The sequence below is a fragment of the Roseibium marinum genome (assembly GCF_002906165.1).
Taxonomy (GTDB): Bacteria; Pseudomonadota; Alphaproteobacteria; order Rhizobiales; family Stappiaceae; genus Roseibium; species Roseibium marinum.
Map to the genome: position 1 here is coordinate 1 of NZ_PPCN01000020.1, position 18627 is coordinate 18627.

Annotated in this window: 17 protein-coding genes; 6 read left to right on the forward strand and 11 right to left on the reverse strand. The window is 61.3% G+C overall.

The genetic code is table 11. From position 1 onward, the window contains the following. Nucleotides 1–182: 182 nt before the first annotated feature. The 10 genes from CLV41_RS26220 to CLV41_RS26265 form a co-directional block, all read right to left on the reverse strand. Nucleotides 183–938 (reverse strand): SDR family oxidoreductase, encoded by a 756-nt coding sequence (locus CLV41_RS26220; RefSeq protein ID WP_103225459.1) that lies wholly within the window; start codon nt 936–938, stop codon nt 183–185. Between the two features lie 63 nt (nt 939–1001). After that, nucleotides 1002–1886 carry a dihydropteroate synthase gene (locus CLV41_RS26225; protein ID WP_103225460.1) on the reverse strand — a complete coding sequence of 295 codons (885 nt, stop codon included), beginning with the start codon at nt 1884–1886 and terminating at the stop codon, nt 1002–1004. A gap of 141 nt (nt 1887–2027) precedes the next feature. Beyond that, nucleotides 2028–2486, reverse strand: coding sequence for a dihydroneopterin aldolase (locus CLV41_RS26230; protein ID WP_103225461.1), 459 nt, complete (start codon nt 2484–2486; stop codon nt 2028–2030). A gap of 147 nt (nt 2487–2633) precedes the next feature. Then, nucleotides 2634–4046: an FGGY-family carbohydrate kinase gene (locus CLV41_RS26235; protein ID WP_103225462.1), complete on the reverse strand. Its 1413-nt coding sequence runs from the start codon at nt 4044–4046 to the stop codon at nt 2634–2636. Between the two features lie 6 nt (nt 4047–4052). Continuing rightward, nucleotides 4053–4367: an L-rhamnose mutarotase gene (rhaM, locus tag CLV41_RS26240; protein WP_103225463.1), complete on the reverse strand. Its 315-nt coding sequence runs from the start codon at nt 4365–4367 to the stop codon at nt 4053–4055. Between the two features lie 4 nt (nt 4368–4371). Then, nucleotides 4372–5382 carry an ABC transporter permease gene (locus tag CLV41_RS26245; protein ID WP_103225464.1) on the reverse strand — a complete coding sequence of 337 codons (1011 nt, stop codon included), beginning with the start codon at nt 5380–5382 and terminating at the stop codon, nt 4372–4374. Further along, a complete protein-coding gene (locus tag CLV41_RS26250; protein WP_103225465.1) occupies nt 5379–6362 on the reverse strand; it encodes an ABC transporter permease in 984 nt (327 codons plus the stop codon). The genes CLV41_RS26245 and CLV41_RS26250 overlap by 4 nt, the downstream gene beginning before the upstream one ends. After that, on the reverse strand, nt 6359–7912 hold the full coding sequence (locus tag CLV41_RS26255) for a sugar ABC transporter ATP-binding protein (RefSeq protein WP_103225466.1): 1554 nt from the start codon (nt 7910–7912) through the stop codon (nt 6359–6361). Before CLV41_RS26255 ends, CLV41_RS26250 begins: the two co-directional genes overlap by 4 nt. 101 nt (nt 7913–8013) lie before the next feature. Continuing rightward, nucleotides 8014–9006, reverse strand: a complete 993-nt coding sequence (gene rhaS / locus CLV41_RS26260; protein ID WP_103225530.1) for a rhamnose ABC transporter substrate-binding protein — start codon at nt 9004–9006, stop codon at nt 8014–8016. Nucleotides 9007–9151: 145 nt separating this feature from the next. After that, entirely contained in the window at nt 9152–9958 is an 807-nt protein-coding gene (locus CLV41_RS26265; protein ID WP_103225467.1) for a DeoR/GlpR family DNA-binding transcription regulator, read from the reverse strand. 185 nt (nt 9959–10143) lie between these two features. On the opposite strand from CLV41_RS26265, the gene CLV41_RS26270 reads away from it, so the two are divergent. The 3 genes from CLV41_RS26270 (at nt 10144) to CLV41_RS26285 (ending at nt 14509) form a co-directional block, all read left to right on the forward strand. After that, nucleotides 10144–12246: a bifunctional rhamnulose-1-phosphate aldolase/short-chain dehydrogenase gene (locus tag CLV41_RS26270; protein ID WP_103225531.1), complete on the forward strand. Its 2103-nt coding sequence runs from the start codon at nt 10144–10146 to the stop codon at nt 12244–12246. A gap of 364 nt (nt 12247–12610) precedes the next feature. Continuing rightward, complete coding sequence (gene rhaI / locus CLV41_RS26280) at nt 12611–13894, forward strand: L-rhamnose catabolism isomerase (protein WP_103225469.1); 1284 nt, start codon at nt 12611–12613, stop codon at nt 13892–13894. Between the two features lie 306 nt (nt 13895–14200). Continuing rightward, nucleotides 14201–14509 (forward strand): GIY-YIG nuclease family protein, encoded by a 309-nt coding sequence (locus CLV41_RS26285; RefSeq protein ID WP_103225470.1) that lies wholly within the window; start codon nt 14201–14203, stop codon nt 14507–14509. Between the two features lie 301 nt (nt 14510–14810). On the opposite strand, the gene CLV41_RS26290 is transcribed toward CLV41_RS26285, so the two are convergent. Then, entirely contained in the window at nt 14811–15503 is a 693-nt protein-coding gene (locus CLV41_RS26290; protein ID WP_103225471.1) for a GntR family transcriptional regulator, read from the reverse strand. 94 nt (nt 15504–15597) lie between these two features. Between CLV41_RS26290 and uxaC the strand changes: the two genes are divergently transcribed. From uxaC to CLV41_RS26305, 3 genes are read left to right on the forward strand one after another with little or no spacing between them, the layout of a single operon-like run. Then, complete coding sequence (gene uxaC / locus CLV41_RS26295; protein WP_103225472.1) at nt 15598–17040, forward strand: glucuronate isomerase; 1443 nt, start codon at nt 15598–15600, stop codon at nt 17038–17040. Nucleotides 17041–17064: 24 nt separating this feature from the next. Next, complete coding sequence (locus CLV41_RS26300; protein WP_103225473.1) at nt 17065–18045, forward strand: TRAP transporter substrate-binding protein; 981 nt, start codon at nt 17065–17067, stop codon at nt 18043–18045. Nucleotides 18046–18101: 56 nt separating this feature from the next. Beyond that, nucleotides 18102–18626, forward strand: a complete 525-nt coding sequence (locus CLV41_RS26305; protein WP_235867265.1) for a TRAP transporter small permease — start codon at nt 18102–18104, stop codon at nt 18624–18626. The last annotated feature ends 1 nt before the right edge of the window (nt 18627 follow it).

Here is an 18627-nt window from a genome sequence, read left to right on the forward strand (position 1 = left end):
CGATTTTCAGGAATTTAGAACAAAAAACCCTCTCGCCAGCGACGTTGCCGCCGTCGATGAGCCGCGTTATACGCACACCAATCACTACCGTCAACAGCCGATCTGAATTTTCTTTCGAAAAATATCATTCCGCCTGCAGCGGTGGATATTAACCATCCGGCAACCCCTGGCGGCCCCGACGTCTACCCGATTGGCGAATTGCCGAAGCCCATCAGACGCTGCCCGGCGTCAACCACCAGCGTATGTCCCGTCACCTGTTTCGCCGCGACCAGATACTTCACGGCGGCAACGATATCCTGCGGCCCCAACCCCGGCCCGAGCGGTGTCAGTTTCTGGCGGCTGTCGAAATTTTCCTGGCTCTGGTCGCTGGGAAGCACAAGCCCCGGTGCAACCGCGTTCACCCGGATGCCCTTCGGTCCCAGCTCGAAGGCCGCCAGCCGGGTCGCCCCGTCCAGCGCGAACTTGCCGCAGAAATAGCTGAAGCGTTCCGGCGACGCCGAGTTCATCTGGGTATCCAGCATGTTGACGATGGCCCCGCCTTCCGGCAGCGGATACTGATCGGCGAAGGCCTTCATCAGAAAGACAGGCGCCGCGGCATTCACATTCAACAGGAACTGCCACGTGTCCCAGGTCAGATCGGCAAGGCTGTCGGTGTCGAACGCGGAGGCGGAATTGACAAGGACCGAAACCGGTCCGCCCAGCGCAGCCGACGCCTCCCGCACCAGTTCGCCGGCGGTTTCCGGACGGCTGAGATCCTTCCGCAGGAGCGCGGCCTTGCCACCGGAGGCAAGAATGTCCTCGTAAAGATCCTGTGCGCCACCCGCCGATGAATTGTAATGAAGCCCGAGCGCATAGCCGTCGTCCGCAAGACCCCGGGCGATGGCCTTGCCGACCCGTTTTCCCGCCCCCGTCACCAGGGCAATCTTGCCGACCGTCATGTCTCGCCTCCCCGCAGGATCACGCTTAAAGATGAGTGCTCCAAACCACCGCGCCGAACCGCGTCAGGCGTAGTCCTGCAGGTTCAGAACCGGCTGGACCCGCGGCACCTCGTGGCTGCGCACCAGATTTGCCTTCGACATCACGGCCAGCGTTGCCGCGCTGGTCTGCGCCACCCGCACCTCGTCCCTGAACAGATAGACCGCCCCGGTCAGTTGCAGCGTCACCGGCCAGCCGAGTTCGCGCAAACGGAAGGACTGCAGGATACTGTCGGTCTGATAGCGGATCCTGTCCGGTCCGTCCGGCAGGTGCAGGGCGAAGCCGAAACCCGGATCGACCCACAGGCGTTCCACCCCAGCATCGGTCGCCTGGGCGATCCTCTCCCTGAAAAAAGCCAGCTGGTGATCGAAGATCTCCTCCACCGGCGGCAGATAATCCTTCGAGCGGGCGTTTTCACCCGGTGTGTAACACATCACCACGCCGGCCTGATGAAAGGCGACCGCTTCATAAAAAGCCCGGTCATCGACCCGGCCCGTAAGATTGACCACACCGGCCCCGGCCTCCAGAAGCGCAACACCCACCTCCGGATAATAAGTCTCGACGGAAACCAGGATCCCCTCCTCCGCAAGCGCCTTCACGACGGGCCGCATGCGGTCGATCTGCTTTTCCGCCGCAACGAGATCCGCGCTCTCACCCGTCGATTCCGCACCGATATCCACCATCGCGGCTCCTTCGAGCGTCATCCGCCGGCCACGATAGAGCGCCGCCTCGAACGTATGGCAGATGGTCTCGCGGTAAACACTGTCCGGCGAAAGGTTCAGGACACCCATCTGATAGGTGCGGTCTTCGAAACGGCGTCCGAATTTCGGAAAGTCGAAGGTCCGCACCGGAGTTTCCAGCGCCTCCCGGTATTTGAGCCACAACGGAAGAAGGCGGTCTGCGGAAATCATGTGAGGCAGGGCTCCAGAGATATGATCCAGGTCAGAGCATCGGCAGGCAGGGTTCGTTGCGCGTATCACGCAGGTTTCAGATCAGATAGGGAAAAGCGTTGCTCCGGCAAGGACAAATATTCCAGGCCGGATGTTTTCCGCTCATTCGGACCGCTTGCGCGAAATGCGGATGCCGACCCCTGCCGCCTCGTCGAAAATATCCAGCTTGGTCACCTTGACCGTCACCCGGTCGGCCAGCGGATTGGTCAGCACGAAGCCGGCAACCGCCTCCGCCCAATCCTCGACCATGTCCGTATGGCCGCCGGAAACAGCCTTGTCCTGAACGAACTCGACCGTGTCCGCGTAGGATACGTAGGCACCGGTCTCGCGGAAAATCTGGCGGTAACCCGGCACCGTCCGGATCTCGACGTCAATGCAGACCGATTGGGTCCGCCCTCTTTCGCTTTCCAAAATGCCGATTTCCACCGGCACCAGCAGACCTTCGATCAGGATCACATCCTGGCCGTCTTCCGTCAGGCCTGTTGCGTTGCGCGGGTCGCCGGACTGGCCGGCCGGAGAGACTGTCGGAGAGACTGTCGGAGAGACTGGGGACGCGGACATGGATCCACCTGTTGCCTGGAAAAACAATTGCGATCAGGAAAACGGGTGTAACCACATCCGGCGGAGGGTCAAGAAAACTTCGCGTTCAAATCGTCGCGCGATTGCCTCAATTCTCATCAAAACAGGACCCGCGCGGACAGAGACCGTTCAGGGCGACATGCCCATTCCGGCTTTGGCGTCCACGCGATGAACCTCTTGCCGCCAACGGGATGCGTAGGTCTCAAGGCGTGGATCGGCAGGATGCTCCGCTCGCGGACCGCCCGTTTCAGGCGCGGGCCTTTGCCGCGCGGCCAGAAGCGCTGCGCCGACGCTGGTCCCGGTGAGCGAGCCCGCGGCGGCTTCGGTTGTCCGGCCGGTCGCGACTTGCAGCATATCCAGATAAAGCCGGTTCCGCGAAAAAGGCCCCTCCACGAGAACCGCACCTTCGGCGCCGGTCATGGCAAGACATTCCGCGGTGGTCAGCGCCAGATAGAACGACAGTGCCGCATAGCGCTCCCCATCACTGAGCGTGCTCTCGTCGACACTCCAATGATGCTCGCGCCCCTGGAACGGCCCCGATCGGGGATCGACCGCCGGGAAAAGCATGATCTCCCTTTCCAGGACGCGGGCGATATCCGCCGCCGAACAGGTCCTCTCCCGTCCATCCAGGATCATTTCAAATTCCCGTCCTCCCATGAAACGGGCCGAGGGAACCGGATCGCCAAAGGCATTGACGTTGATCAGCGTGTCCCGGTCCGGATCGAGAGAAACGGCTTGTCCGCCGATGGAAAGGACAATGACCCAGGTTCCGGTCGATACGACCGAAAACGGTGCCGAGCGCCTGAGAAGGTGCGGATAGAGCGAGGCATTGGAATCGTGAATGCCGCAGGAAACCGGCAGACCTTCCGGCAGCCCGGTCGTTCGCGCCACGTCCGGCAGGATCGTGCCGGGCGGATCGGCCGCCCGCTTCACCGGTGGCATTTTTCCCGAAAGCCCCAGACGCTCCACAAGCGGGGAATAGCGGTTATCCCGCGGACACCACAGATCGGTGTGGCAGCCGAGCGACGTCACTTCGTTGGCTGCAACGCCCGTCAGGCGGAAGGTCCAGTATTGCGGATAAGTCAGCACCGACGCTGTCCGCTCCGCGAGGCCGGGATCGGTGTGAAACTGCCAGAAGATCTGCGCGCCGGCATTCAGCCCCATGCCGAGGCGCGGCGAGCCGGTCTCGCCGAAATCCGGACGGATTGCATCATATGCAGAGGCCAGTTCGTCGGGTCCGCCGAATTCATAATCGAGAACCGGCGCGGCAAGGTTGCCGTCCGCGTCCAGGAGAACCACGCAGGCGCCGTGGGTTGTCACGGACAGCGCGTCGATACCGTGTTCAAGATGAAGCCGCGTGAGCGCGTCGCGGATGAAGCGCCAGTGTCCGTCGATATCGTAGTGAGGATAGGGTCGTCCGGGCAGGACGCGATTGGGCCGCGTCAGGACGCCGACCTCCCGTTCGCACTCAAGATCGACGACCGCGACCTTGACATTGGTCTTGCCGATATCGATCACGCCGGCATGTTTCAGGGTCTTCATTGCCCGTCAATCCATGTGAAAGACGGTTTCGAGCGGCGCGGCAACCGGTTCATTGTCGGGTTTGACCACCATCAGATCGGCCATATGCGCCCACCACCGGCGCATGATCGGATGCGAGGACAGGTCATCCATCGTGTGACCGTCCTGCCGCCACAGGACAGCGAACAGGATATTCGTTTCCCGGTCCAGATGGATGGAATAATCGCTGATACCCGCGTCCTTCAAAAGCGCCACCAGCTCGGGCCAGATCTCGTCGTGGCGTCTTTTGTATTCGGCTTCCATACCCGGATGGAGCTGCATCCTGAAGGCGACTTTTTCCATTGCCTCAAACCTTTCGTCTTGCAAGCAGCCGCCGGGCGATGCGCGGCAATGCGATGACGGCGATCAGCAGCAGGCCGATGAAGATCGACATGACGATGCCCGGCACGTTCAAAAGACCGAAACCGAAGGTCACCATGCCCATGACGAAAGCGGCGATGACGACGCCGGGAATGGTGCCGGACCCGCCCAGGATGCTCACCCCGCCGAGAACGACCATGGTGACCACCTCCAGTTCCCAACCGAAGGCGATGGACGGGCGCGTCGCGCCCAGGCGGGAGGTCAGGCAGATGGCGGCCACGCCCGACATCAGGCCGGTCAGCAGAAACAGGGCGAATTTCACATTCGGCACGCGGATACCGGAAAACAGCGCCCCGACAGGATTGTTGCCGATGACATAGACCGCCCTGCCGAAATTCGTGCGGTGCAGAAGGATGGCGAAGACCGCCGCCAGCAGCGCGAACAACACGAACTCGAAGGAAATCACCCACCAGACGTAGCCCTGGCCGAAAAAGGCGAAATCGGAGGGATAACCGGTATAGGCCTTGTCGCCGAGAACGATATAGGAGATCCCCCGAAAGAGGCTCATGGTGCCGATGGTGACGACGATCGATGGCAGGCCGAAGCCGGTGACGAGGAGACCGTTGAAGGCCCCGCAGGCGAGACCCACGGCCAGACCGGTCAGCACCAGCACCGGCGTATCGGCGCCCAGTTGCACGGCGAACCCCATGGCGGTGGAGGACAGCGCGAGGATCGAGGCGACCGAGAGATCGATTTCACCGGAAATGATCAGCAGCGCCATGGCGAAGGCGATCATGGCTTTCTCGGTGAAATTGAACGTGGCGTCGGAAAGGTTCCACGGGTCGAGGAAATAGGGCGAAGCGAAGCTGTTCAGCACGAAGACGGCAACGGCAACGCTGAGAAGCAGCAGTTCCCAGCTCACCAGAAAACGCTGCAGCGGCGTCTTCAGCCGGTCCGGGAGCTGGCGTCCCGCCAGGTCGGGTGAGGCGAGGCTCATAGCGCGTGCTCCGCTTTTTTCAGGATCACCCGGCCCTTTGTCCGGCTTGACGTCGCATTGAAGGCAACGGCGATGATGATGGCGCTGCCGGAAATGGCGAGCTGCCAGAAGGGCGAGATGTGGATGACCGGCAGGGCGTTCTTGACGATGCCGAGGAACAGCGCGCCGAGCAGCGCGCCGCCCACCGAGCCGATACCGCCGGCAATGGAAATGCCGCCGATAACGCAGGCGGCGACCACTTCGAGTTCGAACCCGGCCGCAATATCGACATAGGCGACCGCATAGCGGGCCACCCAGAGATAACCTGTCAGGCCGGCGAGCGCCCCGGAAAGAACATAGGCGGCGCATTGGGCACGGCCGACATCGATGCCGGTATAGACCGCCGCATGCGGATTTCCCCCGACCGCGAAGAAGGTCCGGCCAAGCGGCGTTCTGCCGACAAGCACGGCGAAGCCGGCGGCAACCGCGATCGCGATCCACGACAGAACCGGCAGACCGAACAGCGCGGCACGCGGGAAGGCCTTGAACGTGTCGCTCATTTCGTGGGCGTTGATCCATTCCCCGCCCGAGATCACGAATATGATGCCCCGGTAGATGGTCATGGTGCCAAGCGTCACCACGATCGGCGGAATATCGAGCTTCCACACCAGCAGGCCGTTGACCAGCCCCATCAGGGCGCCGAGACACAGGGCGACCAGAAGGATGAAAGGAATCGGAAGCCCGGGCATGACCGTGTTGAGCATGGCGACCGCCATGCCCGTCAGCGCGAGGTTCGCGGCGACGGAAAGGTCGATGCAGCGGGTCAGGATCACCACCATCTGGCCCAGCGCCAGGATGATCAGCGGGGCCGTGTCGTTGAAGACATTGGCAAGGTTTGACGGTGCGACAAAGGCGGGAAACCGCGATGCGATCGCTGCCACGAGGACAAGGATCGCGGCGCCCAGGATCGCTTCGCGTGACTTGAACAGCAAGCGGATCATGTCCGCACCTCCGTTATGCCGGCCGCGGCCCGCACCAGATGTTCCGGCGTCAGGTCCGCGCCTTCGTATTCGGCTGCGATGCGCCCTTCGCGCATGACGATGACCCGGTCGGACATGCCGAGGATTTCAGGAATTTCCGAGGACACCATGATGACGGCCAGTCCGCCGGCGGCAAGTTCCGCCATGAATTCATGCACCGCCGCCTTGGAGCCGATGTCGATACCCTTGGTGGGTTCGTCGAGAATGATGACACGGGGTTTGGTCGCCAGCCATTTTGCGATGACGACCTTCTGCTGGTTGCCGCCGGACAGCTCGCCGATATCCTGATCGAGGGCGGCGGCGCGCAGGTCCAGACGCTGTGTATAGTCGCGCGCCAGCGTGAATTCTTCCGCCAGCCGCAAGAACCCGTTCCGAGAAGTTTGCTTGAGTGAAGGCAGCGAAACGTTCTGGAAGATCGGCAATCCCTTGATCACTCCCTGCCTGCCCCGGTCTTCCGGCACATAGACGATGCCATGGCCGATCGCTTCATTCGGCGTACGGGTGACGGCGACCCTGCCGTCGATGCGAATGGCCCCCTTGGAGGGTTTGGTGATACCGAACAGCGCCTGCATGAATTCGCTGCGTCCGGCGCCGACGAGACCGTAGAAGCCGAGGATTTCGCCCGCGCGAAGGGTAAAGCCGATATCCTCGAACTCGGTCGGGTGCGAATAGCCGACGACCTTCAGGACTTCTTCGCCGAGTTGCGGCGTCCGCTTGGGAAAAACCTGGTCCACCGACCGGCCGACCATCAGCTTCACCAGCTCCCGCTCGCCGACTTCGGCGATTTTTCCCGCGCCCACCATCTCTCCGTCGCGGAAAACCGTATAGCGGTCGGCAATCCGGAAGATCTCGTCGAACTTGTGGCTGATAAACAATATCGCCTTGCCGTCCGCCTTGAGCCGTTCGACCAGCTCATAGGTTTCCTCGATTTCCTTGTGGGAAAGAGAGGCTGTCGGCTCGTCCATGATGACGATCCGGGCGTCGATGGACAGCGCGCGGGCAATCGCCACCAGATGCTTGTTGGCGATGCCGAGATCCCTGAGGGTAACGCCGGGATCGATCTGCGCGCCGATCCTGTCCAGAAGGGCCTTCGCCTTGCGGACCATTTCCTTGCGGTCGATCAGCCCGAGCCGGGTTTTCGGCGCATGGCCGATGAAGATGTTTTCCGCCACCGACAGGTCGTCGAAGAGAACCGTCTCCTGGTGAATGGCCGTCACGCCCGCGCTTCCCGCGTCCTGTGCGGTCGGGAAGACCACAGGCTCGCCGTTGATACGGATCTGCCCGTCGTCCGGCTGGTAGATGCCGGTGAGTATCTTGACGATGGTCGACTTGCCCGCGCCGTTCTCCCCGACCAGCGCCGTGACTTCGCCGGGATAAAGGTCCAGGGCGACACCCGAGAGCGCCTTGACACCGGGAAAGGATTTGGAGATGCCCGTCAGGGACAGGACGGGGGCGGAACTCTCGCCGCGATGCGGCGGCGCGTCCTCAATGCCCTTCGCAAGCATGACCATGTTCCGGTGCCGTTTCTGGTGGATTGTCTGTGAGGGGACCCGGTGCGCAGTGCACCGGGTCGGAGCTTGCGGTCCGGGTTCCGGACCGGTTCTGGCGCGACTTAGAAAATGTCCTTGAAGTCGTCGATGTTGGAGCTGTCGTAGACGAACGGATCCGCCATGGCGCCTTCGCTGTTGTCGTCGAGGGTCAGCGTCCCCATCCGGCCCATCGGAATTTCGGCGCCCGGCGCTGCTTCGGCCGCCCCGGTGGCAAGGTTATAGGCCAGGATCGTGGCGGAGTAGCCGAGGTCGATCGGGTTCCAGATCGCGAAGGACTTGGACGCACCGGACTCGATGTGGCCGGCCATTTCCGAGGGAAGTCCCAGACCGGTGACATTGACCTGACCGGCTTTTTCAGCGTCGGAGACAGCCTGCGCGGCCGCGACGATGCCGACGGAGGTCGGTGCGATGATCGCCTTCAGGTCCGGATAGGTCTGCATGAGGCCCTGGGCCTCGCGGTAGGACTTGTCGGCAAGGTCATCGCCGTAGACGGTGGCAACGACATTGATGCCCGGATAGTTGCCCTTCACCTTGTTCATTTCCTCGATCCAGATGTTCTGGTTCGTGGCCGTCGCGGAGGCGGACAGGACCGCGACATCGCCGCCATCGGGAAGATGATCGGCGGCGAGCTTGATGATCATGTTGCCGATCAGGGGATTGGAGGACGGGTTGAGGTGAAGCTGGCGGCCTTCGGGCGCGACGCCGGAATCCCAGGATATGACGGTGATGCCGCGATCCATGGCTTTCTTCAACGAGGGCACGAGAGCATCCTGATCGTTGGCGGAAATCGCGATGGCATCGACCTTCTGGGCGATCAGCGCATTGATCACCTCGATCTGACCTTCCGCCGTGGTGTCGGTCGGCCCGGTATAGATGATCTCGACGTCGCCGAGTTCCTTGGCCGCTTCCTCGGCTCCCTTGGCCGCGGCCTCGAAGAAGCCGATGCCGAGGGCCTTCACGACAAGCGCGATGCGCTTGGTTTCAGCCTGCGCCGGACCGGCGATGCAGACCGCGGCAACCGCGGTTGCCGCCAGAAGTGATTTAAGCAATTTCATGGTCTTCCTCCCAGGATCGTCCCGCAGGCTTTTGACTGCGGAAGTTAGATCGCTTTCAAAATCCCGGATCATCCGGTCCGTGTTCTGTCGGACACCGGATGTTCCGTATGACTGCCGGCCCTCCCAGGTCCCGGCAGAATACCGGCTACCCGCTTGAGGCGGCCTTGCCCTGCGCGGCGCTAACCGGCGCCACAATCAGTCTGATGTCGGCCTGCTCCAGCATCTTGGCCGCGCTGTCCGGAATTCCGTCATCGGTGATGATGGTGGAGATCCGCTCCAGCGGGCACAGGATCAGGCTCGACCGTGCGCTGAATTTCGACGAATCCGCCAGAACCACCAGTTCATCCGCCTGGCCGATCAGCTTCTGTTCTGCCTGGATCAGCAGCGGATCGGCTTCCATCAACCCCAGAGGCCCCAGCCCCTGGGCACCCATGAACATACGCTTTGCGTAGAAGTTCCGCGTCACGTCGTTTTCGAAGGGGCTCAGAATGATGTTCTGTTCGCGGTAGATCACCCCGCCCGAAAGCAGGATGGTATTTTTGGAATTCTTCAGCAGGTGTTCCGCGATCGGGAACGAATTGGTGAAGACTTGGCAGCGCTTGGTCGCCAGCGGATGCACCATCTGAAAGGTGGTCGTGCCACCGTTGATGATGATCGCGTCGCCGTCCTCGCACAATTCCACGGCCTTTTGCGCTATGGCACGCTTTTGCGCGATATTGATCGTTTCATTGACGCTGAAGGGACGGCCGGCGAGACCGACGAATTGCGGCGGATGAATGGATTCCGCCCCGCCCCGAACGCGCCGCAGCTTCTTTTGAACATGCAACTGGGCAATGTCCCGGCGGATCGTCGCTTCGGAGGAATCGGTGAGCGCCACCAGTTCCTGAACCGTCACGACAGGACGGTCCTGAACAGCGGAAAGAATAATCCTGTGGCGTTCTTTTTCGTGCATATGGTCCTCCCGTTAGAGCAAACGTTTCCACCAACACCGGTCAATGTCAATCATAAAAAATCAAAAATAGTCATTTTGCAGTGCAATATGATTGAACTTGATTGTTTTTGATTGACAAGCAATCTCGATCAAGCGAGTTTCTGCTGAAACAGCCGAACGCTGTCAGGCATTCTTGGGAGGACATGATGTTGAATTCCGCCGCCGGGTCCCGGCTGGAAAATCTGTGGGACGGTCAAAAGGCTTCAACCATGAGCGAGCCCGAGCGCCTGCTCTACCGCTCCAACCTCCTAGGCTCCGACAAGCGCATCACCAACTACGGCGGCGGCAACACGTCCGCCAAGGTCATGCAGAAGGATCCGCTGACCGGCGAAATGACCGAGGTCCTGTGGGTCAAGGGTTCGGGCGGCGACGTCGGCACCATCAAGATGGACGGTTTCGCGACGCTTTACATGGACAAGCTTCGCACGTTGAAGACGCTTTATCGCGGACCCGAATTCGAAGACGAAATGGTCGCCTACCTGCCCCATTGCACCTTCAACCTCAATGCGCGCGCCGCCTCCATCGACACGCCGCTGCATGCCTACGTCCCCAGAAAACATGTCGACCACATGCATCCTGACGCGATCATTGCCATTGCGGCGGCCAGCGACAGCCAGGCGATCACCCGGGAAATCTTCGGCTCCGAGATCGGCTGGCTGCCCTGGCGCCGTCCGGGCTACGAACTCGGCCTGTGGCTGGAAAAGTTCTGCCTGGAAAACCCGCAGGCCAAGGGCGTCGTCCTGGAAAGCCACGGTCTCTTCACCTGGGCGGACGATGCGCAAACCTGCTATGCGACCACGCTCGACATCATCAACCGGGCGATTGCCTGGTTCGAGGAAAAGACCGCCGGCAAGGAGGCCTTCGGCGGCTCCAGGCATCGCGCCCTGCCGCCCACCGAGCGCCGCGACGTTGCCGCCCGGCTGATGCCCGCTATCCGTGGCATGGTCAGCGCCAAGCAGCATATGGTCGGTCATTTCGATGACAGCGACGCGGTGCTGGAATATGTCTGCTCGGCGGACATGGAGCCGCTTGCCGCGCTCGGCACGAGCTGCCCGGACCATTTCCTGCGCACCAAGATCCGCCCGCTCGTCGTCGATTTCGACCCGGCCAGCCCGGATACGCAAGCAACCCTTGCCGGGCTCGGCGAAGCGGTCGCCGCCTACCGCGAGGACTATGCGGCCTATTACGAGCGCTGCAAACATGCCGACAGCCCGGCCCTGCGCGATCCCAATGCTGTTGTCTATCTCGTTCCCGGCGTCGGCATGATCACCTTTGCCAAGGACAAGGCGACGGCGCGCATATCCGCCGAGTTCTACACGAACGCCATCAACGTGATGCGCGGCGCCTCCGGCGTCTCGACCTATCGCGGCCTGCCGGAACAGGAGGCTTTCGATATCGAATACTGGCTCCTGGAAGAGGCCAAGCTGCAGCGCATGCCGAAGCCGAAAAGCCTGGCGGGGCGGGTGGCTCTGGTCACCGGCGGCGCCGGCGGCATCGGCTCGGCCACGGCGGAACGGTTCCTGCGCGAAGGCGCCTGTGTGGTTCTTGCCGATATCGATGCCGAGGCGCTCACGGCAACGGCAGAGAACCTGGAGGGCCGCTTTTCGAAGGACGTCGTGCGCACGGTCACCATGGATGTGACCAGCGAGGACGCCGTTGCGGGTAGCTTCGCCCGCGCGGCCATGGAATATGGCGGCGTCGACATTCTCGTGTCCAATGCCGGAATTGCCTCTTCAGCGCCTGTTGAAGAGACGTCGCTGGATCTGTGGAACAAGAACATGTCGATCCTGTCGACCGGCTATTTCCTGGTTTCGCGCTCGGCATTTCAGGTGATGAAGCAACAGGGGATCGGCGGCTCGATCATATTCATCGGCTCCAAGAACGGCCTTGCGGCCTCGCCGGGCGCCAGCGCCTATTGCACGGCCAAGGCGTCCGAGATTCACCTCGCCCGCTGTCTTGCCCTGGAAGGTGCCCCGGCCGGTATCCGCGTCAATGTGGTCAATCCGGACGCTGTGCTGCGCGGTTCGAAGATCTGGTCCGGCGACTGGCTGAAGGAACGCGCGGAGGCCTACGGCAAGGAGACGTCCGAGCTTGAGGAGCATTACCGCCAGCGTTCACTGCTGAAACGCTCCGTCCTGCCGGAGGATATCGCCGAAGCCAGCTATTTCTTCGCCTGCGAAGCATCGTCCAAATCCACCGGCAACATCATCAATGTCGATGCCGGCAACGTGCAGTCTTTCACACGCTGATGACCGGCAGACCGGAACACTTGGCGGATGGCCTCGTTCCGAGGAAACCCGTCTCGAACAGCGGACCCCATGCCCGGAGCAAGTGGCCCATCCTTCGAGACGCGGGCAGGCCCGCTCCTCAGGATGAGGTTGTTGTGGCGGCGCGGCTATATCTGGAACCTGGCGCGGGCACGCTGTCGAAGCAGGCAATGTCCGGTTCTTCACGCGCCGGCAACTCTCTAAAACACCACCTCATCCTGAGGAAGCGCGCAGCGCTGTCTCGAAGGATGGGCGGCATGGCTCGGAGCAAGCGGCTCATCCGTCGTGACGGGTCCGGCGGCCGCCATCGGAAAGAGGTGGTTTTGCGACAGGAAAGGATTTTCTCATGATGATCGACACCTCTCTGATCGCCGAAGAAAACGAAGCGCGGGCGGACCATCTGAGGCGCGACTACGACACGCTCGGCGAGCGGCTCGACCGCCGGGGTATTGCAATTGACGAGATCAAGCGGAAGGTCGCCGCCTATGGCGTCGCCGTTCCCTCCTGGGGTGTCGGCACCGGCGGCACGCGCTTCGCGCGTTTTCCGGGCAAGGGAGAGCCGCGCAACATTTTCGACAAGCTTGAGGATTGCTCGGTCATTCAGCAATTGACCCGCGCCACCCCGAACGTGTCGCTGCACATCCCATGGGACAAGGCAGATCCGTCCGAGCTCAAGGCCCGGGCAGGCGCTCTGGGACTTGGCTTCGATGCCATGAACTCCAACACCTTTCAGGATCAGGACGGCCAGGCTCATTCCTACAAGTTCGGCTCACTCTCGCACACCGACGCGGCCACCCGTCGGCAGGCCGTCGAACACAACCTGGAATGCATCGAGATCGGCAAGGCCATAGGGTCGAAGGCCCTGACCGTCTGGATCGGCGACGGATCGAATTTCCCGGGCCAGAGCCATTTCGCCCGGCAATTCGATCACTACCTGAAATCCGCGAAGGAAATCTACGCAAATCTGCCGGACGACTGGCGACTCCTCACCGAACACAAGATGTATGAGCCGGCTTTTTATTCAACCGTCGTCCAGGACTGGGGCAGCAACTACATGATCGCGCAGGAACTGGGGCCGCAGGCCTTCTGCCTCGTCGATCTCGGCCACCATGCCCCCAACGTCAATATCGAGATGATCGTCTCCCGGCTGATCCAGTTCGGCAAGCTCGGCGGTTTCCATTTCAACGACAGCAAATACGGCGACGACGATCTCGATACGGGATCCATCGATCCCTACCGGCTGTTTCTGGTCTTCAACGAACTGGTGGATGCGGAAATGCGCCGCGTGCCGGGGTTCAACCCGGCCCACATGCTCGACCAGTCGCACAATGTGACCGATCCGATCGAAAGCCTGATGGTGAGCGCCATGGAAGTCCAGCGCGCATATGCCCAGGCCCTTCTGGTCGACCGGGACAGGCTTACCGAGTACCAGCAGGACAACGACGCGCTGATGGCGACCACCACACTGAAGGCCGCCTTCCGCACCGATGTGGATCCCCTCCTCGCCATGGCCCGTCTGGACTCCGGCGGCGCCATCGACCCCGTCGCCACCTACCGCGCATCCGGGTACCGGCAGAAGGTCGCGCAGGTTCGCCCGGATGTCTCCGGCGCTGGTGGCGGGATCGTGTGAGACTGGATGTGTCGCAGGTCGCTCGCTTTGTTTCAGGTGCAAGCGGCCTATCCTTCGAGACAGCGCTTCGCGCTTGCTCAGGATGAGGTGTATTTTATAGCCAGTCAGAGTGGCCATCGCCATTTTCCAAAATCGCCACCCCACCTTCCCCATGCTGAGGAAGGTGGGGTGGCCTGTCTCGAAGCATGGGCCGCTTGCTCCGAAGAAACATCCTCATTTCATATACTCGAACAGCGCCTGCGACGGATTCGGCCCGGTCCCGGACGAGCGCGACAAAATTGCTGTTTCCTGATATGCAATCGGAACATGGGAGCAACGCTTTACATACTTCGATGCGCCAACGGCAGTTACTATACCGGGATCACAAAAAAAGACCTTGAATCGCGCATCAGCGAACACGAGCAGGGCATGTACGACGGCTACACCGCACGTCACCGGCCGGTTACTCTCGTGTTTAATTGTCAATTCGACCGGTTGACCGATGCCATTGCCTGTGAGCGCCAGGTCAAAAGCTGGAGAAGGGACAAGAAGGAAGCCCTGATCCGAGGCAATTTCGAGTTGCTTCCGGAACTTTCGAAACGCGGGGCAAAGGCAACTCTCAAAGATGGATCTTAAGCTGGTTCAAATCCGCCGACGAGCAAGCGGCCCATGCTTCGAGACAGGCCTCCGGCCTTCCTCAGCATGAGGAAGTGGGTGTGGCAGCTGCCGAAAATGTCGATTGTCGCAAATAGCTCTGGCCACTCTGACTGGCCAGACACTCCTCCTCATCCTGAGGAAGCGCGAAGCGCTGTCTCGAAGGATGGGCCGCTTGCTCCCTGAGGAACCGCTTACGCATGAAATTCACCGGCCCGGCCGTCATGCTTCCCTGAAGGGCGGACTAAATCAACCGGACACGCCCTGCCCCGGCGGCCCTCCCTCACTCTTCGAAATGTTCGGGATTTTCCGCGCGGATCTTGCCGAGGATGGTTTCGATCCGGCTCAGATGTGTCTTCAGCCGGGCTTCAGCCCGCTCGCCCGAACCCTCGCGCAGGGCGTTGATGATACCGACGTGGTCGTCATGGGCGGCCTGTGCACCGGAGGCGAGCGAGAGAAAGCGCACGCGGTCCATATGGGCTTTCTGCTCCCGGATCAGCGCCCACACATAATCGTGGCCGGAGATGTCGCAGATCAGGCGATGGAAGTCGTCGTCGAGCCTGTGAAACAACTGGCGCTCGTTTGCCGAGATCGCGGCCTGCTGCTCGTCGATGAGCTGCTGCAGGTCCTTGATATCGTCTTCCGTCACCACTTCGGCGGCCGCCCGCAGACAGGCGATTTCAAGGGATGTGCGAACGAAACGCGCCCTTAGCACCGCCACTTCCGAGATCTTGGTGATCACCGTGGCGCGCTGCGGCCGGATCAGCAGGAAGCCGAGCTGCGACAGCCGGTAGAACGCGTCCCGCACCGGCTGACGGGAGACGCCGAACGCCTTGGCGACCTCCACTTCCGACATGCGGGTTCCCGGGGCAAGTTCCAGAGAGAGAATCTGCTGATGCAATTCCTCGAAGACGGCATCGGCCACCGAAGGGATCTTTATCGGTTCCAGCGCCTTCAAGGCGCTTGTTTCTGACATCAGCTCTCTCTCCGTTGACTCGCCTACTCAACTAGCATATCAGTTTGCTAGTAGCAATAAGGGCCGAAACGTTAGGTCCACCGGGGAGTGAAAAATGACACAGGGGATAGCGGACGCACCGGGAACCTCAAAGAGCGGACTTGATCCGCATCGTCTGTTGCCGGCCGACCCCGCCTCGCGCGCCCTGGCCCTGGACCTTTACAATTCGGTGAAGGACCTGCCGATCGTCAGCCCGCACGGCCATACCGATCCGCGCTGGTACGCTGAAAACGAGGCTTTTCCGGACCCGGCGCAGTTGATCATCGTTCCCGATCACTATGTCTCCCGCATGCTGTACTCCCAGGGCATCGATCTTGGCGCCCTCGGTCTGCCGAGAGTTGACGGCGGCTGGACGGAAAGCGACAGCCGCAAGATCTGGCGGATCTTCGCCGAGAATTTTCATCTGTTCCGGGCGACCCCGTCGCGCATGTGGCTGGAGCATTCTTTCCAGGAAGTGTTCGGTTGGACAAAGCGGCTTTCAGCGGAAACGGCCGACGAGTCCTACGATCACATTGCCGATTGCCTGACCCGCCCGGAATTCCGCCCGCGCGCGCTCTTCGAACGCTTCAACATAGAAGCGATCGCCACGACTGAATCGCCTCTGGACGACCTGAAGTGGCACCGCCGGATCCGCGACAGCGGCTGGACCGGACGCGTCGTGACCGCCTACCGGCCGGATTCCGTGGTCGATCCCGAGTTCGAGGGTTTTCAGGACAACATCGAAAAATTCGGTGAACTGACGGGAGAGAATACGGCTTCCTGGCAGGGATATCTGAACGCCCACCGGGCGCGGCGCGCCTACTTCAAATCCTTCGGCGCGACCTCCTCCGATCATGGCCATCCGACGGCGCGAACGGAAGACCTGTCCGCGGCGCAAGCGGACGAGCTGTTCCAGAAAGCCTTGAAGGGAAGCTGCAGCCCGCAAGAAGCCGATGCCTTCCGCGGCCACATGCTGACCGAAATGGCGCGCATGAGCCTAGAGGACGGTCTTGTCCTGCAGATCCATCCGGGCAGCCACCGGAACCATTCGAAGGCGATCATGCAGTCCTTCGGCCGGGACAAGGGCTTCGATATCCCGACGCAGACCAATTACGTCGATGCGCTCAAGCCGCTTCTGGATGCGGTCGGCCTTGAAAAGAACCTCAGCATAATTCTCTTCACGCTCGACGAGACCGCCTATACCCGGGAACTGGCGCCGCTGGCCGGTGTCTATCCGGTCCTGAAACTGGGCCCGGCCTGGTGGTACTACGACAGTCCCGAAGGCATGCGCCGGTTCCGCGAAATGACGACGGAAACGGCCGGCTTCTACAACACCGTCGGGTTCAACGACGACACACGGGCATTTTGTTCGATCCCCGCCCGCCACGATGTGGCCCGCAGGGTCGACAGTGCATACCTCGCATCACTCGTGACATCCGGGAGGCTGGACGAGGACGAGGCTTTTGAGGTCGCTCATGACCTCACTTACAGGCTTGTGAAACAAGCCTATCGGCTCTGACGAGCAATTCCAGGGAGGAATGTTATGAAAGTATTGAAGTCTTTGGCGGCAACCCTGTTGGCCACAGCGGCCTTCACGACCGCCGCGGTTGCCTGCGAAGTGACGCTCAAGTCGTCCGACACCCATCCGGACGGCTACCCGACGGTCGAGGCCGTGAAGGAAATGGGCAAGCTTCTTGAAGAGCGCACCGATGGCCGGATCTGCGTGGAAGTGTTCCATTCCGCCCAACTCGGTCAGGAAAAGGACACGATCGAGCAGACCAAGTTCGGCGTCATCGACCTGAACCGCGTATCCATGGGTCCGTTCAACAATCTGGTCGAAGAGACCAAGGTTGTTTCGCTGCCCTATATCTTCAAGGGTGCGGACCACATGCACCGCGTCATGGACGGCCCGGTCGGCGATGAAATCCTGAAAGCCTTCGAACCGCATGGTTATGTCGGACTGGCTTTCTATGATGGCGGCTCACGCAGCTTTTATAACAAGGTCAAACCGATTAAATCGATTGAAGATCTCAAGGGCATGAAAGTTCGCGTGATGCAGTCCGACATCTTCGTCGACATGATGTCCGCTCTCGGCGCCAACGCGACGCCGATGCCTTACGGTGAGGTCTACTCCTCCATCCAGACCGGCGTCATCGACGGTGCGGAAAACAACTGGCCGTCCTACGAGTCCTCCGGACATTACGAAGTCGCTGGCTACTACACCCTGGACGAGCACCTGATCGTTCCGGAAGTCCTGGTCATGTCCAAGAAGTCCTGGGACAAACTGTCCGCGGAAGATCAGGCGGCGGTCCGTCAGGCAGCCAAGGACTCCGTCCCGGTCATGCGTGCAATGTGGCAGGCCCGCGAAAAGGCCTCGGAAGAAAAAGTCCGGGCGTCCGGTGTCGAGGTCATCACCGAAATCGACAAGGAACCTTTCATGGCCGCTATGGACAGCGTCTATGAAAAACATGTCACTTCGGACAATCTGAAGGACCTGGTTGCCCGCATCCGCGCAACCGACTAACCACACACAGACCTGCGGCCGCTCCCGGCCGCAGGTCCGCCCTTCAGGACATCGACGTGCAAACTCATCTGACATTCGCCGCGCAGGTCTTGCGCCTCGTCTCGACGGCTGCCCTGTGGCTGGCGGGAGCAGGTCTCATTCTGATGACCGTCTTTATCACCGCCCAGGTCTTCATGCGCTATGTCATGAACGACAGCATTGTGTGGAGCGAACCGGCCGCGGTCATCCTGATGGGCTGGTTCATTTTCCTGGGCGCCGCCGTCGGCATCAGGGAGGGGTATCATCTCAGCTTCGATGTCCTGCTGTATTTTGTGCCGCAGCAAACCAAGCTGGTGCTTTTCAGCATCTCCGACGCGGTCGTCGCCGCCTTCGGGCTCGGAATGGCCTGGTACGGCGCCAAACTGGCCCTGTCGGCCTGGGACGTCGTGCTGCCGTCGCTCGGAATTTCCGGGGCGATCGATTTCCTGCCGCTCGTCGGCGGCGGCTGCCTTGTTTTCCTTTTTTCAATCGAACGGCTTTTCCGCCGCGCGGCCGGTCTTCCGACGGCCCGCTTCGGCGACGATCCTGTGGAAGAGATCTGAT